General features: G+C 44.1%; 5 protein-coding genes. All 5 read right to left on the reverse strand.

Translation table 11 applies throughout. The annotated features are described in order from the left end of the window. On the reverse strand, positions 1 to 3,134 hold a 3,134-nt coding region (locus tag BB781_RS09565; protein WP_164997839.1), incomplete at its 3' end, for a S8 family serine peptidase. 193 nt (positions 3,135 to 3,327) lie between these two features. Then, positions 3,328 to 7,596, reverse strand: a complete 4,269-nt coding sequence (locus BB781_RS09570) for a cobaltochelatase subunit CobN (RefSeq protein ID WP_094228272.1) — start codon at positions 7,594 to 7,596, stop codon at positions 3,328 to 3,330. A gap of 129 nt (positions 7,597 to 7,725) precedes the next feature. Then, positions 7,726 to 13,959, reverse strand: a complete 6,234-nt coding sequence (locus BB781_RS09575) for a cobaltochelatase subunit CobN (RefSeq protein ID WP_242492604.1) — start codon at positions 13,957 to 13,959, stop codon at positions 7,726 to 7,728. Between the two features lie 356 nt (positions 13,960 to 14,315). Then, positions 14,316 to 21,239 carry a cobaltochelatase subunit CobN gene (locus BB781_RS09580; protein WP_242492605.1) on the reverse strand — a complete coding sequence of 2,308 codons (6,924 nt, stop codon included), beginning with the start codon at positions 21,237 to 21,239 and terminating at the stop codon, positions 14,316 to 14,318. Positions 21,240 to 21,600: 361 nt separating this feature from the next. Continuing rightward, a partial coding sequence (locus tag BB781_RS09585) for a cobaltochelatase subunit CobN (protein ID WP_242492606.1) occupies positions 21,601 to 26,502 on the reverse strand: 4,902 nt, incomplete at its 5' end.

Here is a 26,502-nt window from a genome sequence, read left to right on the forward strand (position 1 = left end):
GTATAACTCCGGGTTGTTCCGTCCTCTGCTGTTACCGTGTAAGTGACCGGGTTAGTGAAGTCCTGTGCTATTCCATTCCCGGGTGTTATGCTTGCTCCCGTATGAACAATGGTTGGAGTCAGACCTGTTACATCAGTTCCATAAGGCACTGTAATGCTTATGGTCCTTGCAGCTTCGTTAATAACACCAGCAACTGCAGGGTCAGTAAAGCTGAAACCTGTAATTGATTTAGCCGGGTTCAGCAATGATGTCACTGTTACCGCATAACTCCGGGTTGTCTCGTCCTCTGCTGTTACCGTGTAAGTGACCGGGTTAGTGAAATCCTGTGCTACTCCGCTTCCTGGTGTTATGCTTGCTCCCGTATGAACAATGGTTGGAGTCAGACCTGTTACATCAGTTCCATAAGGAACTGTAATGCTTATGGTCCTTGCAGCTTCGTTAATAACACCAGCAACTGTAGGGTCAGTAAAGCTGAAACTGGTTATTGATTTCGCCGGGTTCAGCAATGATGTCACTGTTACCGCATAACTCCGGGTTGTCTCGTCCTCTGCTGCTACCGTGTAAGTGACCGGGTTAGTGAAGTCCTGCGCTACTCCGCTTCCTGGTGTTATGCTTGCTCCCGTATGAACAATGGTTGGAGTCAGGCTTTTTACATCAGTTCCATAAGGCACTGTAATGCTTATGGTCCTTGCAGCTTCATTGATCTCGCCAGTAACTGCAAGTTCTTCAAAACTAAAACCGGTGATCAATTTGGATGAGCTGGATGTGACGGTGAATTTCCAGTTATAGGAGAATTGCTGACCGGTATCCGTCAGGGCTGTGACCGATACGTTATATTCACCTGCAGGGTAAGGAGTCGGCGTATTATATGATATACTGTATCCACCGGATATAGGTACTGTACTGAAACTGACAGGTATATCATTGATCATCATTTGAATGGAAGTCGGGTTCACTCCAACCGGATGTACAAGATCGGTTGATACCGGTGTACTGCTGTTTGAGACATAGGAGCCGGGAGATGGAAACTCGTTGTTGTTACAGGTGAACGACAGGACCAGGGCAAAAGGTTGCGGTCCGTGGATTACATTGTGTCCGATAATTGTGATTATCTGGTTTCCTTCAACAATGTTTTCCAGTTCAATTCCTTCAACATTATTTGTACGGTCAGGAGCGTTGTTGCCGTAGTATGATCCGGAAGGTGTGGATATCGTCATATCCAGATCATTGATAAGGTTTTTCGACGAAAAGACCGCTCCCGGATAATCGGTCCATGCGAGGGTTGCTCTTAAAGGCTCATTTCCTTTTACATAGTCATAGGTGTGATTCCAGGATTGTGAAGTAGACAGGGATATACCGTCAAAATATGCAATCACTTCTGGATAGGGCACAAGTATCGAGTTCTCAACATCAAGACGTCCCCATCCCTGGGAATAATCCGGCCTGCCGGAAATCTCCTGTGCAGCACTCTCTTCATATTGCCCCGGTGTCATATTATATGCGCCGTTGAGCAGGGTTGCTTTTATCAACGCAGCACTTGGGTTTTCAAGACCTTCTATCTCCATATAGTATTCACGCACCAGTGCAGCAGCACCGGCAACAATTGGTGCTGACATACTTGTGCCTCCCATATAGGCATAATTTGGATTCTCTGAAAGGGCACCCCAGTCGTACCAGCTTGCCTGGCTTGACTTTGTAGATATTATGAAAGTGCCGGGAGCAACAATATCAGGTTTGATCCTTCCATCGTCTGTAGGTCCCCTGCTGCTGAATGCGGCTATTCCTTCGCTGTCGTCAGCCATATAATCACTATATATCGGATTTGTGGGGAACAACGAGGCCCAACGTGTGCCCCATGTTGAGTATGAGCCACTGGAAAAAGTATCTCCTCTTTCACTTTCAGATGCCCCGACAGCAATACAGTTCTTTGCTGTAGCAGGCGTGTTCAACGAATCCGGGTCAATAACACCGTCAATATCGACGTCTTCCCCGTCATTACCTGCAGAGACTATTATTAGCATATCAGGATGGTTCCATGAGAACTGATCCACATAATAGGAATATCCATCGTAGCGGCCATTATTTTCAGAACCCCAGCTATTGCTGTGAATCCTTGCACCGGCATTGTATGCAGGCAAGAATATTTTATTAAGGTCAGTTGGAATGTTCAAAGCACCACTATCAGTTTCAACTGCCTGAAATACAAGTGATGCCTGGGGAGCCATCCCGGTATATTGCCCATCTGACATTGCCCCGTTACCAAGCAAGGATCCGACCACATGAGTTCCATGACCACTGATATCTGCAGCACCATCAACGGAAAAGTCTGCAATGCTCAGTATCCTGCCCCGGATATCGGCATGCATTGAATTATCATTAATGCCGGTATCAAGTCCTGTATCACATACGGCAACTATCTGTCCGTTGCCTTTCAAGCTTAGTGTATTGTGCACGGATCTTATATTAATAAGACCTGCTGCAACATCATTAGAAATAGAGAGTTCTGCATATGGCTCTATCCAGCTTATCCCGTTGATAGAAGCAAGATTTTCTACATTGTATGACGGGATCTGAATCCTTAGATGGTTACCTGAGTTTTCAAGAATAAGTCCCTCCAGGTATACTATCCTGGCTACTACCTCAGGGCTTTCATCCGGATCAAAAAGGAATATTAAGAGATCAATAACTTCTCCTGATCCGGATTGTATGGAGGTATCAACCAAATTTACAACTTCTGATGTGTATTTGTATTCAGGTAGGTATTCCCCTGTCCAGTGTACAAATTCAAGTGATTCTACTAGATCCCTCTCATTTACATTCATCCTGAGCACAAAAGCATTGTCAGGAACATAATCAAAGAACTCAGCGCCAGTGTTTTGTACTTCACTTTTCCATTCCTCCCGAATAGGCCCTTCAAATTGAACGATATAATATCCATATGCAGAGTCATCTTCAAGTTCGGAGATTGAGGATGTTTTGATATCACTATATTCAGATCCATTGATTTCAGATAGCAGATCGGTATTTATGTTGCCTGATCTCAGGAAGATCGTATTCTCGCCGCTGGCCGAAGAGGCCAGGGGAGATAGCAGAATTACGATGATAGATAAGAATAATACAGTTTTTCCAACCATGTTCTCCGTTCCTTTTTTTTATGATGGAGTATAGGATTAGTAATATGTAAACAGTAAATATATTCAGGCATACTTGTATATAAAACACAGGGAACATATAAAAAAATAATATATTTACGATGTATTTTCAACAATATCTGATCGTTATTGGCAAAAAAAGGCGCTTTACAGTACAAAAGCGCCAAACCATACTTTAGAATTTCCTCCTTCTTACAAATCCCACATAAATCGCTCCAACACCCGAAAGCACCAACAATGAAGCTAGTATCTCCGATCCTGAGAAAGAGATACTGCTTCCTGTTTCTGTCTGCGGGACAGCTTCAGGAGTCATCTCGTAGCCTTCCACATAGTTGTCAGGGGTCGATTTCGGAGATTCTGTAGCTGGTGTACTTAGATCCTTTCCGGCTCCTGAATCTGCCGTTGTCTGGTTTGCTGCTGTAGCACCTGAATCTGTGACACTTAACTTAGAACCGGAAGAGCTTCCGCCTCTGCTTTTGCTGACAGTCTCTGTTGGTGCCGGCTCTGTGCTGGTGATCCTGTGTGTTGCTTCCTGCATGAGCCTCTGATATTCTGCGGCAGTAGCAGCATCAACAACACCAGTTGTGGTCATCATACTCTGGACGAATTCATCCAGAAGTGGATTACCACAGGTATGGTGGCAGCAGGTAACACCGTTGTCTACTGTTGATTCAACATACTCTTTTACAAGGTTCTGCAGCACCTTATTGGAAGCATCCCAATTGCCTATACGGGCAGATTCCAGTGCAGTAGCCGCCATTGACTGGTAAGCATACGGGTTTGTGGATTTAAGGTACTCAGTAACTCCGGTTTCATATTTATCTAAGAAATATGTTTCATACAGCCCATTCCATACATCATCCGTGATCAATCCTGTAGTTGTTACATCCCATAGCTGTATTACCTCAAAGACCGAGTCCATATATCTTGTGCCGTCAAAGCCGTTGCCCATCATCCCCTCTATCCAGTATGGATTCAGATATCGTGAACGCAGGTCCTTATAGAGGAACTCGGTCAGGGTTTCAATCTCTGCAGAACCGCTAAGGTCGTTAATGTACATATCCGGCGCGTTGCCGCTGACACTTTCAACGGCCAGGCTCAGACCACCAAAATAAGCAGCCACCATGTTGTGGTCAAGTACACCATAAAGGTTCGATGTGCGGCTGAATACAGCAGTATCTACGTTTGCAAGGTTCAGTTCGAACACATCGGAATAGTGCTCCCCCCATAGTTTCTGTCCATAGAGATATCCCATCCTGTCAATGTAGAGAGATGCTATCTCATCGGTATCGTCCCATGTGCCACCGCCGGCTATTTCCTGAATACCTGGGGTATATGCCCCGGAAGACGGACAGAATATCCTCGAAACCGAGAGGTTGTAGGCAAGTGACTCATTGTATCCACTTTCGATAAGTGCCAGGTAGGTTTCATTGGAATGAATTCTCACATAGTTCGGGTATGTATCATTATCAGCCGCTGCAGCCATCCTTATAGCTTCATCGATGAGCTCTATCTGGTTTGGATACACATCGCGGTAAAGTCCGGATGTCACTACCAGCACGTCTATCCTTGGTCTGCCAAGTTCTGTGGAGTTCATGAGCCGGAGACCGGAAATCCTGTTGGTTTTGGTGTTGTGTTGTGGCTCCACACCAAGCAGTTTGAATATCTCAGATTCCATAACACCCTGATTCCTTGTAGTTTCCACAGACCAAAGGAGGAAAGCTATCTTTTCAGGATACTGCTCATCTTCTTCAAGTTTCAATTCCAGCATATCCTCTGCAAGCTGCGACCCAACAGTCCACGCTGCTTTTGTCGGGATGAGCCTGTCATCAAAGGTGCAGAGGTCCCTTCCGGTTGGCAAAGCATCTGGGTTGCGAATAGGGTCTCCCGAAGGACCGGGGGTGATATAAGTACTGTCAAGTGCATCCAGTATCTTTGTGATCTCACAGCTTGAGTCCATTATCCTCTGTAGATACTCCTGTGCCAGCTCCAGATCTGCATCAATATCCGTATAGTTCTGGCCAAGTATCATTACCTGTGCATCGTGAGGAGAAGTGGAGTTCAATATAATTTCATTAAGCAGTGCAACCGCAAGTTCCTCACTTCCGCCGGCTGCTGTAGCATGGTTTACAAAATCATCTCCAAGCATACCTTTTATGAGCATGACAAGGCTTTCCCCTTCTGGGATCTCACCCAGTATATGGGATCCATATGGCATGTAGGCAGTCTTCAGCTCATACAGGTAGTTTGCAAGCTCATCTATGAATAAATCCGTACGTGTTGTGTTTTCTGCAATTGCTTCCAGGTCAACGCTAAGGTCATAGTCAAGCCCAAGCTCCCGGGTCTGGTTAAGAATATTCTGCCTGTGGATTTCCTTTACTGCACTGTCAGATGCCTGGTTGAAGAGAGTTATATCTTGCTGCAGATTGGCAAGTTCACCATAGATACCGGCCGGCACAAGTGTCGGAGTCATGAAATCTATTATAAGCATGTTGCCTCTCCTTTTATCAAAAACGCCTTCTGCATCCATAGGAAGTACATGGATGTGCGGCATATCCTGCATCAGAAGCGCTCCCCAGTCCTTTGCGGAAAGTCCGCATTCTTTCCCCGGCATAAGTTCAATGCTTGAGAAAATGCTGAAAATCGCATCTGCATCGTATTCTGTTGCCATATACTTGTAGAATGCAAAGCACTGGTGCGTTGGCGGGTATGAAGCATTGTGGTACATCGTCTCTTCACTTGAAGACCAGCCATGCTGAGGATCCGGTGTAAGGAGTATGTTACCGAATTGCAGTACTGGTATGACAATGTACCTGTCTGTGGAGTTCTCATAGATCATGATGTTTCCGGGTGCATCTCCCCACATTGATACCATTTCCTCCTGCTTATCCTCGGCAAGTTCTTCAAACCAGCTCAGGTATTGGGATTCAGGAATGAGTATGGTACTGCCGTTCTCAACACATTTCTCTAGCTCTCCGGGAGCCCAGCTGCCAATGTTATGTCCTCTCTCAACCATCATGGCAGCAAGCTCTGTTGCATTGGGAAGTTGTTCATTGCCTGTGTTGTATCCCCTGTCGTTCATGGCCTGCAGCAGGTTTGCAAGGCTTGCTTGTGCATCAAGGTAGTAATCAATGTCTGCTCCAATGTCGGCCTTACCACCTTCAGGGTTATAGTAAGGGATTAAGATCTTCTTCTCAGAATTTGCTTTCTCGTGCAGCTGTGCCCAGGCTTTTGCTCGCTGGATCAGCCATTCTATCTGGTAATCTATTGGCCGATTGTATTCAATAGCAGTTGCTTCATTGATGGCTTTACCGCTGATGACTATGGGCTCGATGATCCCGTCAAGTTCTGCGTAGGCTACCTGGTACTGCTGGTCAGGTGGTACTCCATGAACGCTGTTCTCCCATTCTTCTACACTCACTCCGGAAAAGAGACGTGCTCCGTTCATGACAGTGATGTTCAGTGTTTGAAGATTGGCAATTCCTTGTTCATTATTATTGTAATGAAGGCGTGAGCCTCGGGAGATAACAATCGCAACGTCAGCTACAGACTTGTTATCCATCATCAGGTAGCTCATTGACTTGCTGTCCTTGTAAGAATATGTCACTACTATGACATTGCAGTCGTTGCTTTCGATCTTCTCTACCAGGGAGTCAAGCAGCGGCATGTCCCTTTCCACATATGCGAAGCTGTCAATAATTATTGCAACAGTAGGTCTTTCCGGGTCGTAGGTGCCGCTTGCTTCGTACCAGTCCAGATAGTCCTGCAAATCATCGTATATCAGCGGTGCAACTGGATGATATATGCCATATATCGGCCTTTGCAGAGGCTCAGCGATGGTATAATCCAGGCCAAAGAACGTCGCTCCAATGAAAGTATTTAAGCCATACATGTTTGTTTCCGATACATACTGCATGTACAACGGAATGTCGGAGTATTCAGGAGTCGATGTATTGACGTTATGCAGTCCCCACTTTTGAAGTGTATCTCCAAGGGAAATGACGTAGGCTCCATTATTTTTAGCATCGTTAACTGTCGGAGTGATTGCCTCGATCACATAGGAGTCAAGATTTGACATGAGGACTAGATCACTGTCACGAAGGTTAAAGCTCAGATCTGCATATGAAGTTCCAAGGTACATGCTGATATTCATCTGAGTACTTATTTCCGGATCTGCTGCCACTTTTTCCATGAAACTTATTTCATAAGGACGGGATAGCACGTAACTTATTTTTGGTCTTATATCTGTTTCCGGTATTATCATTACACCGGAAGCATTCATAATGTTTGTTTCCGCTGAGAATGTTCCTTCAATGTTACCTGTTGTTTCTGTTGCATTGTTCCCACTGATCTCTGCGGCAGTACATATTGTTGTAGTTAGTAAAGTTAAAATGAGAAACGCTGTAAAGATTGTATTGTATTCTCGAATGTTCTTTAATATCATATCGTACTTCACCACCAATTAAATATCAATTGATTTAAAACAAATTTAGTTGTTTTCTGTTTTGCAATTCCCTCTGTTTCATAATAGATAGAAGGCGCATTTTTGTAAAATGCGCCAAACAAACCTTATTTAGAACTTCTTTCTTCTCACAAATCCAAGGTAAATTGCCCCTACACCAGCAAGCACCAGAACAGATGCTATTATATCTGATCCTGTAAAAGAAAAACTACTGCTTTCAGATTCCGGATCAATTGACTCCTTTGTCATCTCATAGCCTTCTACATAGTTGTCAGGAGTCGACTTCGCAGAATCCTGTACAGGCGAGTTCATATCCATGCCTGCACCATTATTGGATTGTGCAGTCTGGTTGGATGAGCCAGAACCCGACTCAACGATCTTTAACTCGGAACCAGTTGAACTACTACCACCTGAACTGCTTCTGGTAGGTGCAGATGATGTTGTTTCTGGCTGTTGTGTCTGAAGTTCTTCTCTCAATGTTGCATCATACAATTGCTTCTTGTATGTATCCTGTACTTCCTGGCTAATCCCGGCTGCTCCCATATTACCCTGCACAAAATCATCCAGCAACGGATTTCCACAGGTGTGGTGACAGCATGTTGCCCCATTTTCAGCCACAGATTCCATGTACTCTTTCACAAGGTTGTTGACTATATCCTCAGGCAAGTCTATGTAACCTTTACGTACACCCTCCAGCATCCTGCCGGTAATGGACTGATAGGCACCGGGGTTGTTTGAATTGAAGAAATCCTTCATTTCATCATTGATGTATCTGTTGTACACATTTTCCCACATGCTGTCATCAACAAGTTCAGGATTGGAGACTTCCCATCCCCATAGATTGTCCACAAATTCAGCCATCATCCTGCCACCGGCATAACCTGACCCCATCATACCCTCTATCCACTTGTCGTTAAGGTACCTGGAGCGGATGTTAATGTTTATGTACCTGCCAAGCTCTACCATTTCGGCACGTTCAGGATTCCTTGTATCGGAAACGTACATATCAGGTGTCTTCCCGCTCACATACCTTGTAGCAAGGTTCAGGCCACCGAAGTACTGGAAGAAATCATCATTGTCCAGTGTGTCATAGAGGTTAGAAGAATCCGAATGTACTGAAGCATCCACATTCTTCAGGTTACCCTTTAGCAATTCAGAACAGTCAAATCCCCAGAGATCGGTACCATAGGCATATCCCATCTTGTCAAGATACAGTTCAGCGATCTCAGATTCATTTTCCCATGTACCACTGGCCTCGATAGCATTTCCAACGGCAATCTCATATGTTCCGTCACGGACAGCGAAACAGCGCATTGTGGACAGTTTACCTGCCATCTCTGTAGCATATGTCTCATTACCAGTGCTTTTCAGGAAGGAATCGTAAAGTTCAGTATAGATTGCCTGTGTACTGATCTTGACATAGTTCGGATAGTTGCCTGGCTCTGCAAGGTTTGCAAACCTTGTGGCCTCATCAAGCATCTTCAATTTGTCCGGGAACGCATCACGCATACCTGCAGTGGTATAAACGATATCAACACGTGGTCTGCCGGCAACAGATGAGTCATAGTTAGGAAGCAGTTCCTCTTCAGGTATCAATTCAACACCTATGACCTTCCCGTTCCTGTCCCACACGGGCTGTACACCCAGCAGGTACAGTGCTTCTGCCTCCAGGGTACCATGGTCCCTGATGAATTCCACACCAAACCTTGAGAAAGAGACTTTCCGTGGATATTCTCCATGGTTCTCATAGTAATCCTCAAGCAATTGCTGTGCAAGTATCTTACCAAGTTTCCATGTTGCTTCTGATGGATAAAGCTCAGGATTGACACCATAGAAGTTCCTTCCTGTGGGCACAGCATTAGGATTCATGATCGGGTCAGTTCCGGAACCTGCAGGAATGAAGCCGGCACTGAGTGCCCATACGACACGATCGATCTCAATGGCACTGTCCAGCAGGTTCTGCCTGCACCACAAACCAAATTCAAGGTCAAGATTTAGTGACTCATTCACCTCTCCATAGATTATAAACTGGGCATCACTTGGTTCTGTTCCGTTGGTAATGACTTCCCATACCAGCAGGTCGATCTTTGTATCATTGAATGGTATGCCAAGAGGATATTTCTCAGCAGGATAGAATGCTGCTGTTATGTTATCCTCAAAATAACTGCTCATCATTGCCCTGACCATAGCAGAAAGCTCATCCCTGTAAGGACCTGTGCTATTAATTAAGGGCACTTCTCCCAGAATATGCATCCCGTAAGGTATGTTCTCTCCTTCTATATCCTCGAGATATTCATGTAGTATGTTCCTGACGAACAGATCGAACTGTGTCTCATCATACAGATAGAGTTCTGTTGCATTGGCCTTAAGGTCTCTATCTACACCGGCTTTTATCATCTCATCGATGATTGCCATCTGGTATGCCTGCCTGGTCTGCAGTGACATCTCAGGTCCATAATATTCCTGTATGAAACGTGACATATTCAGAAGTTCACCGTAGGTACCGGACCTTTCAAGAGTTGGTGTCATGTGGTCAATAATCAGTGCATTACCACGGTATTCGGCAGTAAGACCCTCTCCTACGTTTGCAACTATGTATGGGTAGATGTTTGGCAGATCCTGCAGCAGCAGTGGCGCCCATTCAGCCGAGCGGTTCATTCCGTATGCCTGCCCTGGCAGCCACTCATGTGTACCGTGGGTACCCAGATGTATGACAGCATCTGCATCCCAGTCCTTGTTCAGCCAGAGATAGAATGCAATGTACTGGTGTGGTGGTGGTACAATGCTGCTGTGATAGAGGGTATCGTCATTCTGAAGGAAACCACGGGCAGGTTGTGGCATGATCCACACATCACCAAACTGAACGGCAGGTATAACTATGTACTGCTCTCCCTCATTATCTTTCCATATCATGAGGCTCTTGTTCTGTGGCAACTCCTCTGCCCAGGGCTCTCCCCACTGCTCGATGACGCTGTTCCTCAGGTCTTCAGGTATCTCTTCTTCAAACCATTGCCTGTATGTCTCCATGGGTATGAGCTGCAATCCCCATTCGGCTCGTTTCTCCACCATTTCGTTCATGACACCTGGTGCCCAGGAGCCTGCATTGATACCCTGTGCCCAGATCATCTCAAGAAGCTGGCTGTTATTATCAGGGACATCCGTAACATTGAACTCGTTTTCTTCCATCTTGTTGAGTAGTAGTCTCATACTTGAGATGGTGTCCAGGTAACTTGCACCTATATTGTCCTTGCCAGATGGATAGTTGTAGTAAATAAGTGCTATTTTTTTGTCCTTGTTCTCCTTAAGTTTCAGCTCAGCCCAGTTTATGGACCTGTTAACGATCCAGTCTACCTGTGCTGCCCTTGGTATGTACTCACTGGTCTGGGTGTCAGGGTCATATATGCTGTCTCCAACCACTATGAACTCGAAGATACCATCAACATTGGGTCCGATTGTCTTGCGTACTACCTGTCCGTTGGGTATGCCTCTGTTTGCATCTGCAGGGTCTAATGTGTTTGTTTGTTCAACAACGATCCCCCTGAGGACAGGAACATCAAGCTGTTCCAGCTCACGTAATCCTTTCTCATTATCAAAGTAGTTCAGCCTGAAACTCTTCTGCGAAATTACACACTGTACGAGTGAGTTGTTGTTCTCATCACAGTAGTATTTTACAATATCATCAAACGTGTCGAATCCTAAGATCACATTACAGTCCTTGGATTCGATATCTCTTACCAGGGCGTCAACAACCCCTGTATTGCCGTCCTTCATATCGGACCTGTGCATCCATATGCCTATGGTTGGCTTGCCGGGGTCATACAAATGATGTGTACCTGTGTCCTCTTCATACCATGCCAGGTATTCCTCTGTACTCTCAAAGTACTTTCCTTCATAGTCTGGATGGTAAATACCAATCTGTGGAAGTGTTATGGGCCCTAAGGTGACATACTCCCATCTATCTGTTAATTCCGGGTTGTTGCCAAGTTCCTTTGCGAGGTATATCAGCAAATTCTCGGCATTCCTCAACTGGGCATCGGTGGCTGTTCCCATATTATTGTAATAGTTGCACAGGGTATTGTTCTCAGAACCTTCGTACACATAATCGAAGTATTCAGGTGTGTTCATGGACCGTATGTCCACCAGAACAGTACCGTTATTATGTGCACTTCTAAACCACTGGTCTATGGGTTCAAAGATGTTACCTGCGAGCATGTCGCAGAATATCACATCCTGCTGTTCCAGCAGTCCTCCCATGCCTGCAGCAAGCAGGTCATCACTTGGCCCTGCCCATGATGTGGTATTATAGGATTCTATATAGGTGTACTCGATATTCTGGCTATATGGATTTGTCTGACTTGCAGTGGCAAGAGCATCACTTGGAGTCCATGCAATGTACATCACCCGGATGGTTACCCAGTTATCAGTTATCTCCGGATGGTTGGCGTACTCTTTTGCAAGATATATCAGCAGGTTCTCAGCATTCTTCTTCTCCACTGCTGTGCCGGTACCCATATTATTGTAGTAATTGCATATCTGATCATTAATTGAGCCGTTGGACACGTAATCAAAATAAGAGGGCGTGTTCATGGACCTTATGTCTACGAACGACACACCTTTGGCCTTTGCATTCATCAGAGAGTCGTTCAGCGGCTCATAGATGCTTGCAGTGACCATGTCAAAAAAAATTATGTCCTGCTTTTCCATGAGACCGCTGGCAACCGCCTCAAGGAGTTCATCACTTGGCCCTGCCCAGGTTGTAGTATTGTAAGATGGTATGTACGTATATTCTATTTCATTGCTGTGAACGTTGTTCTGGCTTGCAAGCTCCAGGGCCGGGCTTGGGGTCCATGCAATATACATGATCCTTATCTTATTGTTCCAGGCATCAGTTATCTCTTCCTTGTTCCCGTATTCCACAGCCAGATATTCCAGAAGTGAGTGTGCATTCTGCTGCTCTTCTTCGGTGTCAATGCCCATGCTGTTGTAGTAATTGCAGATCGGATCGTCGGCTGAGCCGTCGGATACATAGTCAAAGTAAGATGGTGTGTTCATCGAGCGGATATCAACTAACGAGGCACCGCTCTTTTTAGCATTGTAGAATGAACTGTTCATTGGTTCAAAAATGGATGCTGAAAGCATGTCACAGAAAATGATATCTTGCTTATCAAGAAGGCCACTGTTTGCGGCTTCAATTAACTCATCACTGGGACCTGCCCAGGTTGAGGTATTGTATGAAGGGACATATGTGAATTTGATGTCATCTACATGTCTACCCATCTCACTTGCCAGCTGGAGAGCCGGGCTTGGGGTCCAGGCGATATAGAGGATGTTAATTTTCTTCCAGTCGTCTGTGATGTCAGGACGGTTTGCATATTCACTTGCCAGGAATATAAGGAAGTTCTTAGAGTTCTTTAGCTCTTCATCAGTACCTGTTCCCATACCATTGTACAGGTTGCATAGTTCATTATCTTCTGAACCAGAATACACATGATCGAAGTATTCAGGTGTGTCTATCGAACGGAGGTCTATGAACACAGTCCCTTTATCACTTGCATTCCTGAAGGCGCCTTCTATAGGTTCATAGACAGATGCTGAGAGCATATCACAAAAAATGACGTCCTGCTCACTCAAAAGTCCAGTGTTCCCTGCAGCTATGAGCTCATCACTGGGACCTGCCCAGGTCGTAGTGTTGTATGAGGGTATGTAAGTATATTCGATGATGTCCCTGTACATGTTAGTCTCAGCAGCCAGCTGAAGGGCGGCATTTGGTGTCCATGCGATGCACATCACACGGATCTTGTCCCAATCATTTGTGATCTCAGGATGGTTGCCGTATTCCTGAGCAAGTGATCTTAGGAGATATTCGGCACTCTGTCTTTCATCTTCGGTAGTTGTACCCATGTTACTATATAATGTACAGATAGTGTCGTCATATGTTCCGTCACTGACGTAGTCAAAATAAGCAGGTGTATCAATTGAATTTATGTCCAGTAAGGAAACACCGGAATTATGAGCTTGTTTGAAGGCAGTATCCATTGGTTCGAATACCGCAGCAGACAGCATGTCACAGAATATTATGTCCTGCTCTTCCAGAAGTCCGCTGTTTGCAGCCGCCAGGAGCTCGTCACTTGGACCGGCCCACGTTGTCGTGTTGAAAGATGGGATATAGATATAATTTATATCTTCAGCAAAATGGCTGTTCTGGCTTGCCATTTCAAGAGCTGAACTTGGTGCCCATGCAATGTACATTATGTTTATCTTCTGTTCATCTGCCGCTGCAACATCTGTTAATGATGTCAACAACAATAAACTTAATACTATTACCAATATACTTCTCTGTTGCATATTACCACCCGGTAATGTGTAGGACACTCCTGTAATTGCCTGGAAGCTACGCAGGAGTGTTCACAACCATTATTTTCGTATTTTAATCATAAATCAAAGTTAAGACCATACTTTTAAAAATCCATTTATTCTACTATAGTGTGAAACATGTCGTTATAAGTAATCTATATTCGATTTTTCAAATACCACCATTTTCATTTCTATCAACATGAAATACAAATAAGTTATATTAGTTCGCTTACGCATAACGTTAGTTAGCATTTTAAATAAGATAAGTTTGTGTATATAAAAGAATTGATTTTTTTTTATGATTATAAAAAAGAAGGCGCTTTTTTCTAAAAAGCGCCAAAGAAACCTCAGAACTTCCTTCTTCTCACAAATCCAACATAGATAGCACCCACACCTGCAATCACCAGTAGTGATGCCAGTATGTCAGAACCTGAGAAACCACTTGAAGTTTCAGGGTTGGTGACACTTTCCTTGGTCATCTCATAGCCTTCAACATAGTTGTCAGGAGTTGACTTTGTAACTTCCGGGGCAGGTGTGTTAAGGTCCATTCCGGCTCCCGAATCGGTCATCATGGTCTGGTTTGTTTCTCCAGAGCCAGTTTCTGTGACCTTCAGCTCAGTGCCTGTGGAACTGCTGCTTCTTGACTTACTGACCGTTTCTGTTGGTGTCGTGTCAGTGTTACTTGTCCGGTGTGTTGCTTCCTCCATGAGCCTCTGATACTCTTTCATGGTTGCAGTATCTACAATACCGGTTGTAGTCATAACACTCTGGATGTACTCATCCAGCAGAGGATTGCCACAGGTGTGGTGGCAGCAGGTAACACCGTCGTTGACAACAGATTCAACATATTCTTTCACAAGGCTCTGTGTGATCTCATCTGAAGCATCCCAATAGTCCTTACGGATAGTTTCCAACATACGGGCGGTAATGGATTGATACTGGTATGGGTTTTCAGTCTTCAGGAATTCATCCACACCAAGGTCGTACTTGTCTTTGATGTAAATGTTGTATACCTCGTTCCAGTCCGAATCCGTGACCATATCCGGGGTAACCACATCCCATCCCCATAAATACTCAGCAAATTTCATCATCTGCCGGGCACCCGCATAATCAGACTCCATCATTCCTGTTATCCATTTCGGATTGAAGTTGCGTGCACGCAACTCATTCCTGAATGCCTCATTCAGCGTTATCATCTGAGGATTATCCGCACTTTCCTGATTGGCTATATACAATTCAGGCGTTTCTCCTGTAAGCACCCTTATTGTAAGCCCGATAGATCCAAGATAGCCGTAGTGGCCGTCTGCGTCAAGCAAACCGAACAGGTTTGATGAATCACTGTGTACTGCAGCATCAACATCCATCAGATTCATTTTGAACAGATCTTCATTACCATTGCCCCAGATATCTTTTCCGTATATGTAGGAAGATGTCGATATGAACAGGTCGGCAAGTTTGGATTCATTATCCCATGTATTACTTGCTGCGATTGCATCTTCCATTCTATTGTCATAATTTCCAGGTGCTTCAGCGAATACTCTTGATCTTGAAAGATAATATGCTTCACTTTCATTGTAGCCGTTTGCTATAAGCACTTCTTCCATCTTCAGGGAATTCCATCTTACGTAGTTAGTTTCATTGGTCTCATTGAGTTCCGCAACCATCCGGACAGCCTCGTCTATAAGCTGGAGCTGATATGGGAACGTATCACGGTATAGACCGGAGGAGTGAATAAGCACATCAATCCTTGGATGGTCCATATCTTCAAGTGGTATGACCTTAAATCCGGTAATACGTCCCTGATCTCTCACAGGCTCGACGCCCAGCAGGGAATGTATCTGGGCTTCCATTAGTCCGCCATGGCGCAGTGTTTCCATAGCCCAAAGGACATATGACACCTTGTTTGGATACGTGTTATTATTGTTGCTGTAGTAATGAACCAGCAACTGATCTGCAAGGATGGCACCCATAGCGCTGGTTTCCTCATCCGGGAATTTTCTCTGGTCAAAGCCATAAAAGTTCCTGCCGGTTGGCAAAGCATCAGGGTTACGGATAGGATCGTTCCCTGGCCCAGGTTCGATATACTCAGCGTTGAGTGCACGAATTGTCTGATCTATCTCACGTGTTGTCATGTCCAGTTTATCAGCATATTCTATCGCAAGCTCCAGATCTGCTGTAATGCTGTCATCCGTAAAGCCAAGTATCTCTAACTGGGCAGTTGATATATTTGTACCGTACAGTAGGGTTGCATTCAAAAGCAGCATGGCATCCGAATCTGCTTCGTTTTTCCAGTCTTCTTTACTGCCAATGTTCTTCGGTAACACATTATATATGTGATTGGTGAGATCGCTACCTAAAATGGATTTGACCATACAGACAAGTTTCTCATCTTCCGGTGCCACTCCAAAAGTGTGGATACCGTAAGGCATCAGGGTGTCCTGCAGTGCATGGAGATATTCATGTACTGTATTGCTTGTAAAGTCATCAAATTCTTCTTCAGACATTGATTGGAGTTCATCTGCAGAAACTCCCAAATCACTTTCCAGTGAGAGATTTACGTAAAGCTCGATAGTGCTGTTACGATAAAGTGCTGCCTTTGCAGTATCATTGAGGCTTAGAGCGTTGCCGTAGCTGTGTATTTTATCATGTATGGTTGTTAAATCGCCATAGATGCCTGCCTCTACTATCGGAGGGGTCAGGTGGTCAATTATGACAGCATAACCACGATGTTTTGCCTGGCTACCCTCACCTACATTGTCCATGATGTACGGGTATATGATAGGTGTGTCATCCGCACATATCGACGGATAGTCATATTCCCAGAGTCCAATCTCTTTTCCTGGCGACCATTCCATTGAACCGTGTGTTCCAAAGTGAATGATTGCATCGGCATCATATACCTGGTTTATCCAGAAGTAAGCTGCAAGATACTGGTGCGTCAGCGGTATTGTGGAATTGTGATATATGAGTGATTCATCAGAAAGCTTGGCTTTTGTTGGTTGTGGCATGAAGATGACATTTCCAAGCTGGACCGTTGGCATCACAAAGTATTTTCCGCTCTCGTTCTCATATACCATGATATCTCCCGGAGCCTCACCCCAGGTTTCCTCAACTTCAGTTCTGACAGATTCCGGTAACGCTTCATACCAAGGAAGATATTCCTCCACCGGCCAAAGAGTTACCATTCTGGATTCGACGACCTTCTCCAGTTCCCCTGGTGCCCATGCACCTACATTCCTGCTGGTGATGAACAGGTCAATGAATTCGCTGCCATTTGGTATAGTACCATTACCTATATCGTAACCTTCTGCCTGCATCCTTTCAAGCATTAATGTGAAACTTTCTCCGATGTCAAGGTAACTTGCACCAATGTTCTCCTTACCTCCATCATGGTTGTAATACAGAATAGTAATTTTTTTGTCCTCGTTGCTGACCTTTCCAAGTTCCGCCCATCCTATCGCACGGTCACAAAGGAATTCCACCTGTGACATAATTGGTTTGTAATACACCTGTTTAGGATCTGCCGGATTCGGCACACTTCCGCTTATCCATATGAAGTCGAGGCATCCGTCAACTTCAGGTTGTGTAACCATGGAAGGAAGGGCCATAGTATCAGTTCCATGGGTGCTGTTGTAGAATTCCTCCGGTGTTGTATATGGATCCTGTATACCTTTCAGTATGGGAACATTATATTGCTTAAGATATTCAACACCCTCATCAGGATCACCATAGTTAAGATAGAAAGCTTTTAAGTGGATTATGGCATCTATGAGTACTTCACCATCTTTGGTGAAATAGTCCACGTCATCGTTACATACTATCTGAGTGCTGTAGATTACATTGCATCCCTTTGACTCAAGACTCCTGATTACTGCATCATCGGTTGTTAAATAGATGGGTTCTTTTTGAATTGCATAATTGATAATACCGATTGTAGGCGCTTCGGGGTCATAGATGTGGCCTTCATCGGCGGTTCTGTTTGCATACCACTCTAGATATTCGGTACTGTCCTCGAATACATGCGGGAATGCATCTGGATGGTAGATTCCGTTGTCAGGAATTTCCGGAGGAGCCACAGGAGAGTATTCCATATATACGACACAAAGCTCTGCTCCTGCATAACGAACCATATTCTCCATATTCGTGGCCCCGCCATTTTCGATATATTTGAGAATTGCATTATGCGGAGGATTCAGAGTGTCTAGATTGGATAAACCGGACGTGTCCTCCAGGCTACTTACAAGACTGATAAGTGAACCATTGTCCTTTGCTTCAGATAATACATCCTGCAATGATATGATGTCACCGACACTAATCATGTTTAGTATCACAATATCCTGATCAGTAGCATCAGTTAGGTTTGCAGCTGCCTCTTCACCAGTCATAATATTTATGTTGAAGCGATCAGTGATTATGCTTCTCTCATCAATGACAGTCTGAAGATTGTACTGCAGATAGTTAACACCCATAACGAAGGTTATATTCACTTTTTCCTGCAGTATTACAGGTTCAGGAATCTCCTCACCTTCCCAAAGACCAGTGAAATTCTGTCCCATAAACATAAGCATGTCCTTCATGTTCTCTTCTCCGCCCTGTATCCAGTATCTTTCGATGTCAGTGTATTCATCTGAATACAGATTGACATTAGTAAGGGTGATGTTTGAAGAGAGGTTGTATCCGATGACCATTGCACCGCCTGCTTTAGCAGACTTTATGCTGGAACTCCAATCATTTACCAAAGCTTCATCCTGTGACTCAATGAAAATCATTCCATAACTTGAAAAATCAAACCCTTCCGGCACAGGATCATCGCTTGCAAAGATTGTTAGATTCAATTCAGCTGATATGTTTGTATCCTGCGAAACATTGCTCAGGGCAGCTTTGTTGAAGTCATTGCCAAGAACAAATAAAAAATCCCGCATATCAATCTTCGTGTTGCCCTTAGTCGTGGTTTTCACAAAACCGGAAGAATCTGTTGCAAGGTACAACAGCAGGTCCTTTGCATTCTCCAGTGCTTCTCCTTCTGTACCCATCTTATTGTAGTAGGTCGCAATAGGATCACTGGTATATCCGTCTGACCTGTAATCGAAGTATGCAGGCGGAGTAGCTCCCATCGGTTTTATGCTGTAGAGCATTGTCCCGTTATCATGAGCATTTTCAAAGGCATTCATCATGGTCTCGTTGTTAAGAATGCCACTGTAGAATGAACTGATAAGAATTGTATCCTGTGTCCCCAGGAAACCAGTAGATGCTGCGTCTATAATCTCTTTACTTAATGTTTTGGATGTGCCATTATAGAAACCAATGTAATTATACTCAATGAGATCGCTGTAATCATTAGTCTGACTTGCTATCTTCAACGCTTCACTTTCGCTGTAAGCGATGTAAGTGATCCTTGACCTCATTGTGAGGGATAACAGCAGATCCTTTGCATTCTCCAGACCTTCTCCTTCTGTGCCCATGTTATTGTAGTATGTTGCAATAGGATCACTGGTATATCCGTCTGACATGTAATCGAAGTATGCAGGTTGTGTAGTTCCCATAGGTTCCATGCCGTAGAGCATTGTCCAGTTTCCGTTAACATGACAATCGCTGCAACTTCCTATGTAGTTGTGTATGATCGGTTTTATACTGTAGAGCATTGTCCCGTTGTCATGGGCATTTTCAAGGGCACTAATCACGGTTTTGTTGTTAAGAACGCCACTACTTATTAAGATGACATCCTGTGTTCCCAGGAAACCTGTCTCAGCTGCGTCTATAATCTCGTCACTTAATGTTTTGGAGGTGACGTTATAGAATCCAATGTAATTATACTCAATAAGATTGCTGTAATCATTAGTCTGACTTGCCATCTCAAGAGCATCGCTTCCACTGTAAGCGATGTAAGTAATCTTTGACCTCATTGTGAGGGATAACAGCAGATCCTTTGCATTCTCCAGTGCTTCACCTTCTGCACCCATGTTATTGTAGTATGTTGCAATAGGATCACTGGTATATCCGTCTGACCTGTAATCGAAGTATGCAGGCGGAGTAGCTCCCATCGGTTTTATGCTGTAGAGCATTGTCCCGCTACCATGGGCATTTTCAAGGGCATTCATGACGGTTTCGTTGTTAAGAATGCCACTGTAGAACGAACTGATAAGAATCGCATCCTGCGTTCCCAGGAAACCCGTCTTAGCTGCGTCTATAATCTCTTCACTTAATGTTTTGGATGTGCCGTTATAGAAACCAATGTAGTTATACTCAATGATATCGCTGTAATCATTAGTCTGACTTGCCATCTCAAGAGCATCGCTTCCACTGTAAGCGATGTAAGTGATTTTTGACCTCATTGTGAGGGATAACAGCAGATTCTTTGCATTCTCCAGAGCTTCTCCTTCTGTGCCCATGTTATTGTAGTATGTTGCAATAGGATCACTGGTCTTCCCGTCCGACATGTAATCGAAGTATGCAGGCGGTGTAGTTCCCATCGGTTTTATGCTGTAGAGCATTGTCCCGCTACCATGGGCATTTTCAAGGGCATTCATGACGGTTTCGTTGTTAAGAATGCCACTGTAGAATGAACTGATAAGAATCGCATCCTGTGTTGCTAGGAAACCTGTCTCGGCTGCATCTATAATCTCATCACTTAATGTTTTGGATGTGCCGTTATAGAAACCAATGTAGTTATACTCAATGAGATTGCTGTGATCGTTTGTCTCACTTGCTATCTCCAACGCTTCACTTTCGCTGTAAGCGATGTAAGTGATCCTTGACCTCATTGTGAGGGATAACAGCAGATCCTTTGCATTCTCCAGACCTTCTCCTTCTGTGTCCATGTTATTGTAGTATGTTGCAATAGGATCACTGGTCTTTCCGTCCGACATGTAATCGAAGTATGCAGGCGGAGTAGCCCCCATCGGTTTTATGCTGTAGAGCATTGTCCCGCTACCATGGGCATTTTCAAGGGCATTCATGACGGTTTCGTTGTTAAGAATGCCACTGTAGAACGAACTGATAAGAATCGCATCCTGCGTTCCCAGGAAACCTGTCTCGGCTGCATCTATAATCTCATCACTTAATGTTTTGGATGTGCCGTTATAGAAACCAATGTAGTTATACTCAATGAGATTGCTGTAATCGTTTGCCTGACTTGCTATCTTCAACGCTTCACTTTCGCTGTAAGCGATGTAAGTTATCTTTGTTTTAGGTTCCGTTGCTGAAGCAACACCTGTTAGCGCTGCAAGCAACAATACACTTAATACTATAGCCAATATACTTCTTTGTTGCATGTTATCACCTGATAATGTGTAGAACACTCCTGTACTCGCCTGACAGCTACACAGGAGTGTTCACAACCACTGTTTTTCAAATCTCCCCATAAATTAAATTAAATTAAATTAAGAACATATTTTTTAGACCTCATTTCTTCGCTTATATTATGACATGTTGCTCTAAGTAGATCACATTCGATTTTTCAATTTACCACCATACTCAGTTGTATCTGTACAAAAATCCTAATGTGTTTTTGTTTCAAATAAACATTAATTAGTACTAAAGGTAAGAATAGTTCGTGTATATATAACAATTCAATAGATTCTTGAATATAAAAAAAGAGCTGGCGCATTTTTAAAAATGCGCCCAAAAAGTGGTTTAGAACTTCCTTCTTCTCACAAATCCAACATATATTGCCCCTACTCCGGCAAGTACAAGGACCGAAGCAACAACATCAGAACCGGAGAAACCACTTCCACTTTCAGCAGTGTTCGTGACACTTTCCTTTGTCATCTCATAGCCCTCTATATAATTGTCAGGAGTTGATTGTGTCGCGTCCTCGACCGGTGAGTTGACATCCATTCCAGCTCCTGAATCCATCGCCATTGTCCGGTTGGATGAACCTGAACCGGATTCCGTCACCTTCAGCTCGGTGCCAGTAGAACTGCTGCTTCTGGAATTGCTGACTTCGGTTGGTGCGGAGTCGGTGCTGGTTGTCCTGTGTGTCGCTTCCTGCATGAGCCTCTGGTATTCTGCCATGGTACTTACATCCACAATTCCTGTGGTTGTCATGACATTCTGTATATATGAATCCAGCAATGGATTTCCACAGGTATGGTGGCAGCAGGTGACGCCATCCTCTACTACGGACTGGACATATTCTTTGACCAGATTCTGTAAAACCTCGTCAGAAGCATCCCATGACTCTTTCCTTATGGTTTCTATCATCCTGGCTGTGATGGATTGGTATTGGTATGCATTTTCTTTCAGGAAATCATCCACACCTATATTCTGTGAGTCCAGAATATAGGTTTCATATATCTTGTTCCAATCCGAATCAGTCACCAGATACGGGGTCGTTGCTTCCCAGCCCCACATGTATTCAACAGTTTTCATCAGTTCCCTAGCACCGGCATAATCATACTCCATCATTCCGTTTATCCAGTTAGGATTGAGATATCTTGCTGCCAGTTCCTTACTGAAAGCTTCTCCAAGAGTGATGACTTCGGGATTATCCACACTGGTAAAGTCTGCAACAAACAATGAAACATCACCACCAAGTGACCTTATAGCCAGACCGAGTCCGCCAAGGTACTGGTAGAAATCATCGTTGTCCATGAGACCATAGAGGTTTGATGAATCACTGTGTATTGCTGCATCTACACCGGCAAGGTTGAGCTTGAACACATCTTCATAATTGACGCCCCATACATCTGCTCCATAAATGTTTGACATTCGGGAGATGAACAGGTCAGCTATCTCGGTAGAATTATCCCATGTGTCACTTGCTTCTACAGCCTCCGGCACACCGGTTCCGTATGTTCCGGGTGCTTCACTGAAAATCCTCGACCTGGATATATAATGTGAAACACTTTCATTATAACCAAGTTCAAGCATAGCATCTTCAATTGCAAGTGAATTCATTCTCACGTAATTTGTCGCATTGGTCTCATTAAGATTAGCAACCGTTCTAACCGCAGTGTCCATCAGTTCAAGCTGGAATGGGAAAGTGTCACGGTAGAGACCGGAAGGTATGAGCACCACATCGATCCTCGGATGTCCAAGTTCGTCAATGGAAATAGTCTCAAACTCACCATTGAGCCTGCCTGAACTTCTCTGTGGTTTGACACCAAGAAGTTCGTATATCTGGGCTTCCATCAAACCTTCATGACGCATGGTTTCAACCGACCACAGAACGAATGCCACCTTGTTCGGATATTCTCCATTATCTGCATAATATGAATCAAGCCATGCTTTAATCACTTCACGACCCTGTGCTTCTGTTTCCTCGTCAGGTATCATTCTCTGGTCAAAACTATAGAAGTTGTTTCCAGTAGGTAACGCACTCGGATTGCGGATTGGATCATTTCCTGTTGCCGGTTCAATGTATTCGGCATTCAGGGCACGTAGGGTCTGGCTGATCTCACGGGTTGTCTGCTCAAGATTATCTGCATATTCAAGTGCAAGTTCCAGATCTTCTGTAATACTATCATCAGTCAGACCAAGTACCTGCATCTGGGCATCTGAAACATTAATTCCATCAATCAACGTTGCATTCAGCAGCATCTTGGCATGAGATTCCGCCTGGTCTATCCAGTCTTCCTCTATATAATCAGGATGTGCTGCAGTATCTTGTGGTAACACAGCATAGACATGATCTGTGAAATCATTTCTGAGCATTGATCTAACCATAGAGACCAGTGCCTCACCTTCCGGTGCGACACCGAATATGTGAAGACCATAAGGCATCAATGTGTCTTCCAGTTCATGGAGATATATATGGACGACACTACCTACAAAAGTTTCATACTCACTGTCTGTCATGACTTCCAATTCTTCGGTTGAAACACCAAACTCTTCTCCAAGACTTAGATTATCATAGAGATGTATCGTTGTTTCACGATATCTTGCCATCATTTCGGTGTCATCATTTTTCTTGGCATTCAGATAATTGTGGATTTTTTCATGCATTGTTAAATAATCACCATAGAGGCCGGCTTCTACTATTGAAGGTGTCAGATGATCGATTATCACTGCATTTCCACGGCGCTTTGCCTGTGTACCTTCTCCCACGTTATCCATGATGTACGGGTAAACAACAGGTGTTTCGGCAACCATGATGGATGGATAATCATATCTCCAGAGTCCAACTTCCTTGCCAGGCAGCCATTCCTGAGTACCGTGTGTACCAAAGTGAATTATTGCATCTGCATCGTAATCATTGTTGATCCAGAAGTATGTTGCAAGATACTGGTGGGTCGGTGGTATGGAAGAGTTGTGGTAGATAAGTGACTCATCGGAAAGTCCTGCCCTTGTTGGCTGAGGTATGAAATTGATGTTACCAAGCTGTATGGTTGGTATGACAAAGTACTTCCCGCTTTCGTTCTCATAGGTCATGATCTCTCCGGGAGCATCTCCCCATGTTTCCTCTACTTCTTCACGTACGCTTTCAGGAAGCTCGTTATAGAATACAAGATAGTCATCTACAGGAACCATCGTCACATAACCAGTTTCAACAACCTTTTCAAGCTCTCCGGGAGCCCATGAACCGACATTCCTACTGGTTATGAACAGGTCAATGAATTCGCTTCCATTTGGAATTGTATCATTCCCTATGTCATATCCGGCTGCTCTCATGCCTTCCATCAACAGTGTGAAACTTGAGCCAATATCCATGTAGCTGGCACCAATATTGTTCTTACCGCCTTCGTGGTTGTAATAAATGATGCTTATCTTCTTGTTAGAATTGTTCATCTCTCCAAGTTCTGCCCAGGCAATAGCTCTGTCACATATCCATTCTACCTGATAATCCAGAGGTTCATAGTAATACTGCTCAGTTTCCTCATCATGTACCCTTCCGGCTACCCAGATGTAATCAGTGAGACCATCGATCTCAGGCTGTGTGACCTGCCATGGTATGCTGCTGGAACCCAGTCCTTGGGTATTGTTCATGTATTCTTCTGGTGACTGATAGTAATCCTGCACAGCTTTTAAAACAGGAACGTTGTATACTTCCTGCAGGTACTCCACACCTTTCTCATGATCGTCATAGTTCAGATAGAATCCTTTTACTGAGATAATGGCATCAACCAGTACTTCCCCGTCCTTGATGAAATAATCTACATCATCAGTACACACAGAAAATGTTGTATGGATAACGTTGCATCCTTGTGATTCAAGCTCTCTGATAATGACGTTCTCCGAATTGAATGAAAGTTCTGTCTGGCCGAACTTGTTACCAATTACTCCTATTGTGAGTGCTGATTCATTGTAGCCGTGATCTGCATACCATTCCAGATATTCCCTGCTGTTGACGAATATTCTTGGGAACGCATCGGGGTGATATATACCATCTTCCGCAATCTCTGGCTCTGCCGGGTCTGCATATTCTATGTATACATCACCGAATGTAGCTCCAAGCCTGCGTATCCAGTTCTCCATATTGTCGTATCCGTCATTATAGAGATAATCGGTAAGTGCTGAATAGTTATCACTTTCCATATCAAACGTAGCAATTCCATAGATATCTGAAAGCATACCAAAAGTTCCGATCTCAGCTCCGTTTGCCTGTGCTTCAAGTAGTTCATCCTTGATCAAAGGAAGCTGATTAGATCCGATCATATACAGGATAATTACGTCTTCGTTTGAAATATTGATTGTACCTTTAATGGCTTCCTCACCAGACATGACATTGACATTGAAACGGTCTGTGATAATGTTCCTCTCATCAAGTACAAGATCTATATAATAGACACTGCTGTCGTGGTTGAGGATGTATGTAACATTCACCTCTGGCTGGATTATCTCTGGATCTTCTATGAGAGTACTTCCCCAGAATCCCGCAAATTCATGTCCCATGAACATGAGCATATTCTTCATGTTGTCCTCTCCACCCTGTATCCAGTACCTCTCAATATCTGTGTACCCGTCTGAATAAAGGTCAACATTTGGCAATGTTATGTTAGAGGACAAATTGTAACCAATGACTATTGCACCACCGGATTTTGCAGATTTTATGCTTGAAGTCCAGCCATCTACAACAGCTTCGTCCTGTGATTCAATAAAGATCATTGAATATGTTGAAAAGTCATAATCTTCTGCTATGATATCGTCATTAGTAAGGATGGTGATGTTCAAAAGTGATGATATTTGTACATCCTCTGAAGCATTGATGAGGTCCGCTTCATTGAAATCACTACCAAGAACGAACAGGAATTCTCCACTTTCAACAGAACTGGTGCTCATAAGAGCGCTTTTCACGAGATCTTTATCGGTTATTGCCAGGTACTTGAGAAGGTTCTCAGCGTTCTCAATACCTTCGTCAGTAGTGTCGATTCCCTGATAATATGTACAGATTGGATCGGGTTCAGCACAACCGGAGATATTGTAATCAAAATAAGAAGGGGTGGTGCTGGAACGGATACTGTAAAGTTCGGCTCCATTATCCTGTGCAGCCTTAAAGCTCTCATTTATGGTACCATTGTAAGCGTTGAATGTCTTGCTGCCCATCATGTCACAGAAGATAACATCCTGAGTTTCAAGGAAACCACTCTTAGCAGC

The sequence above is a fragment of the Methanolobus psychrotolerans genome, from assembly GCF_002243045.1.
Classification (GTDB): Archaea; Halobacteriota; Methanosarcinia; order Methanosarcinales; family Methanosarcinaceae; genus Methanolobus; species Methanolobus psychrotolerans.

Excerpts from the sequence above, each read along its gene's own strand:
- BB781_RS09570 (WP_094228272.1), bottom strand. The coding sequence starts at position 7,596 with ATGATATTAAAGAACATTCGAGAATACAATACAATCTTTACAGCGTTT.
- BB781_RS09575 (WP_242492604.1), bottom strand. The coding sequence starts at position 13,959 with ATGCAACAGAGAAGTATATTGGTAATAGTATTAAGTTTATTGTTGTTG.
- BB781_RS09580 (WP_242492605.1), bottom strand. The coding sequence starts at position 21,239 with ATGCAACAAAGAAGTATATTGGCTATAGTATTAAGTGTATTGTTGCTT.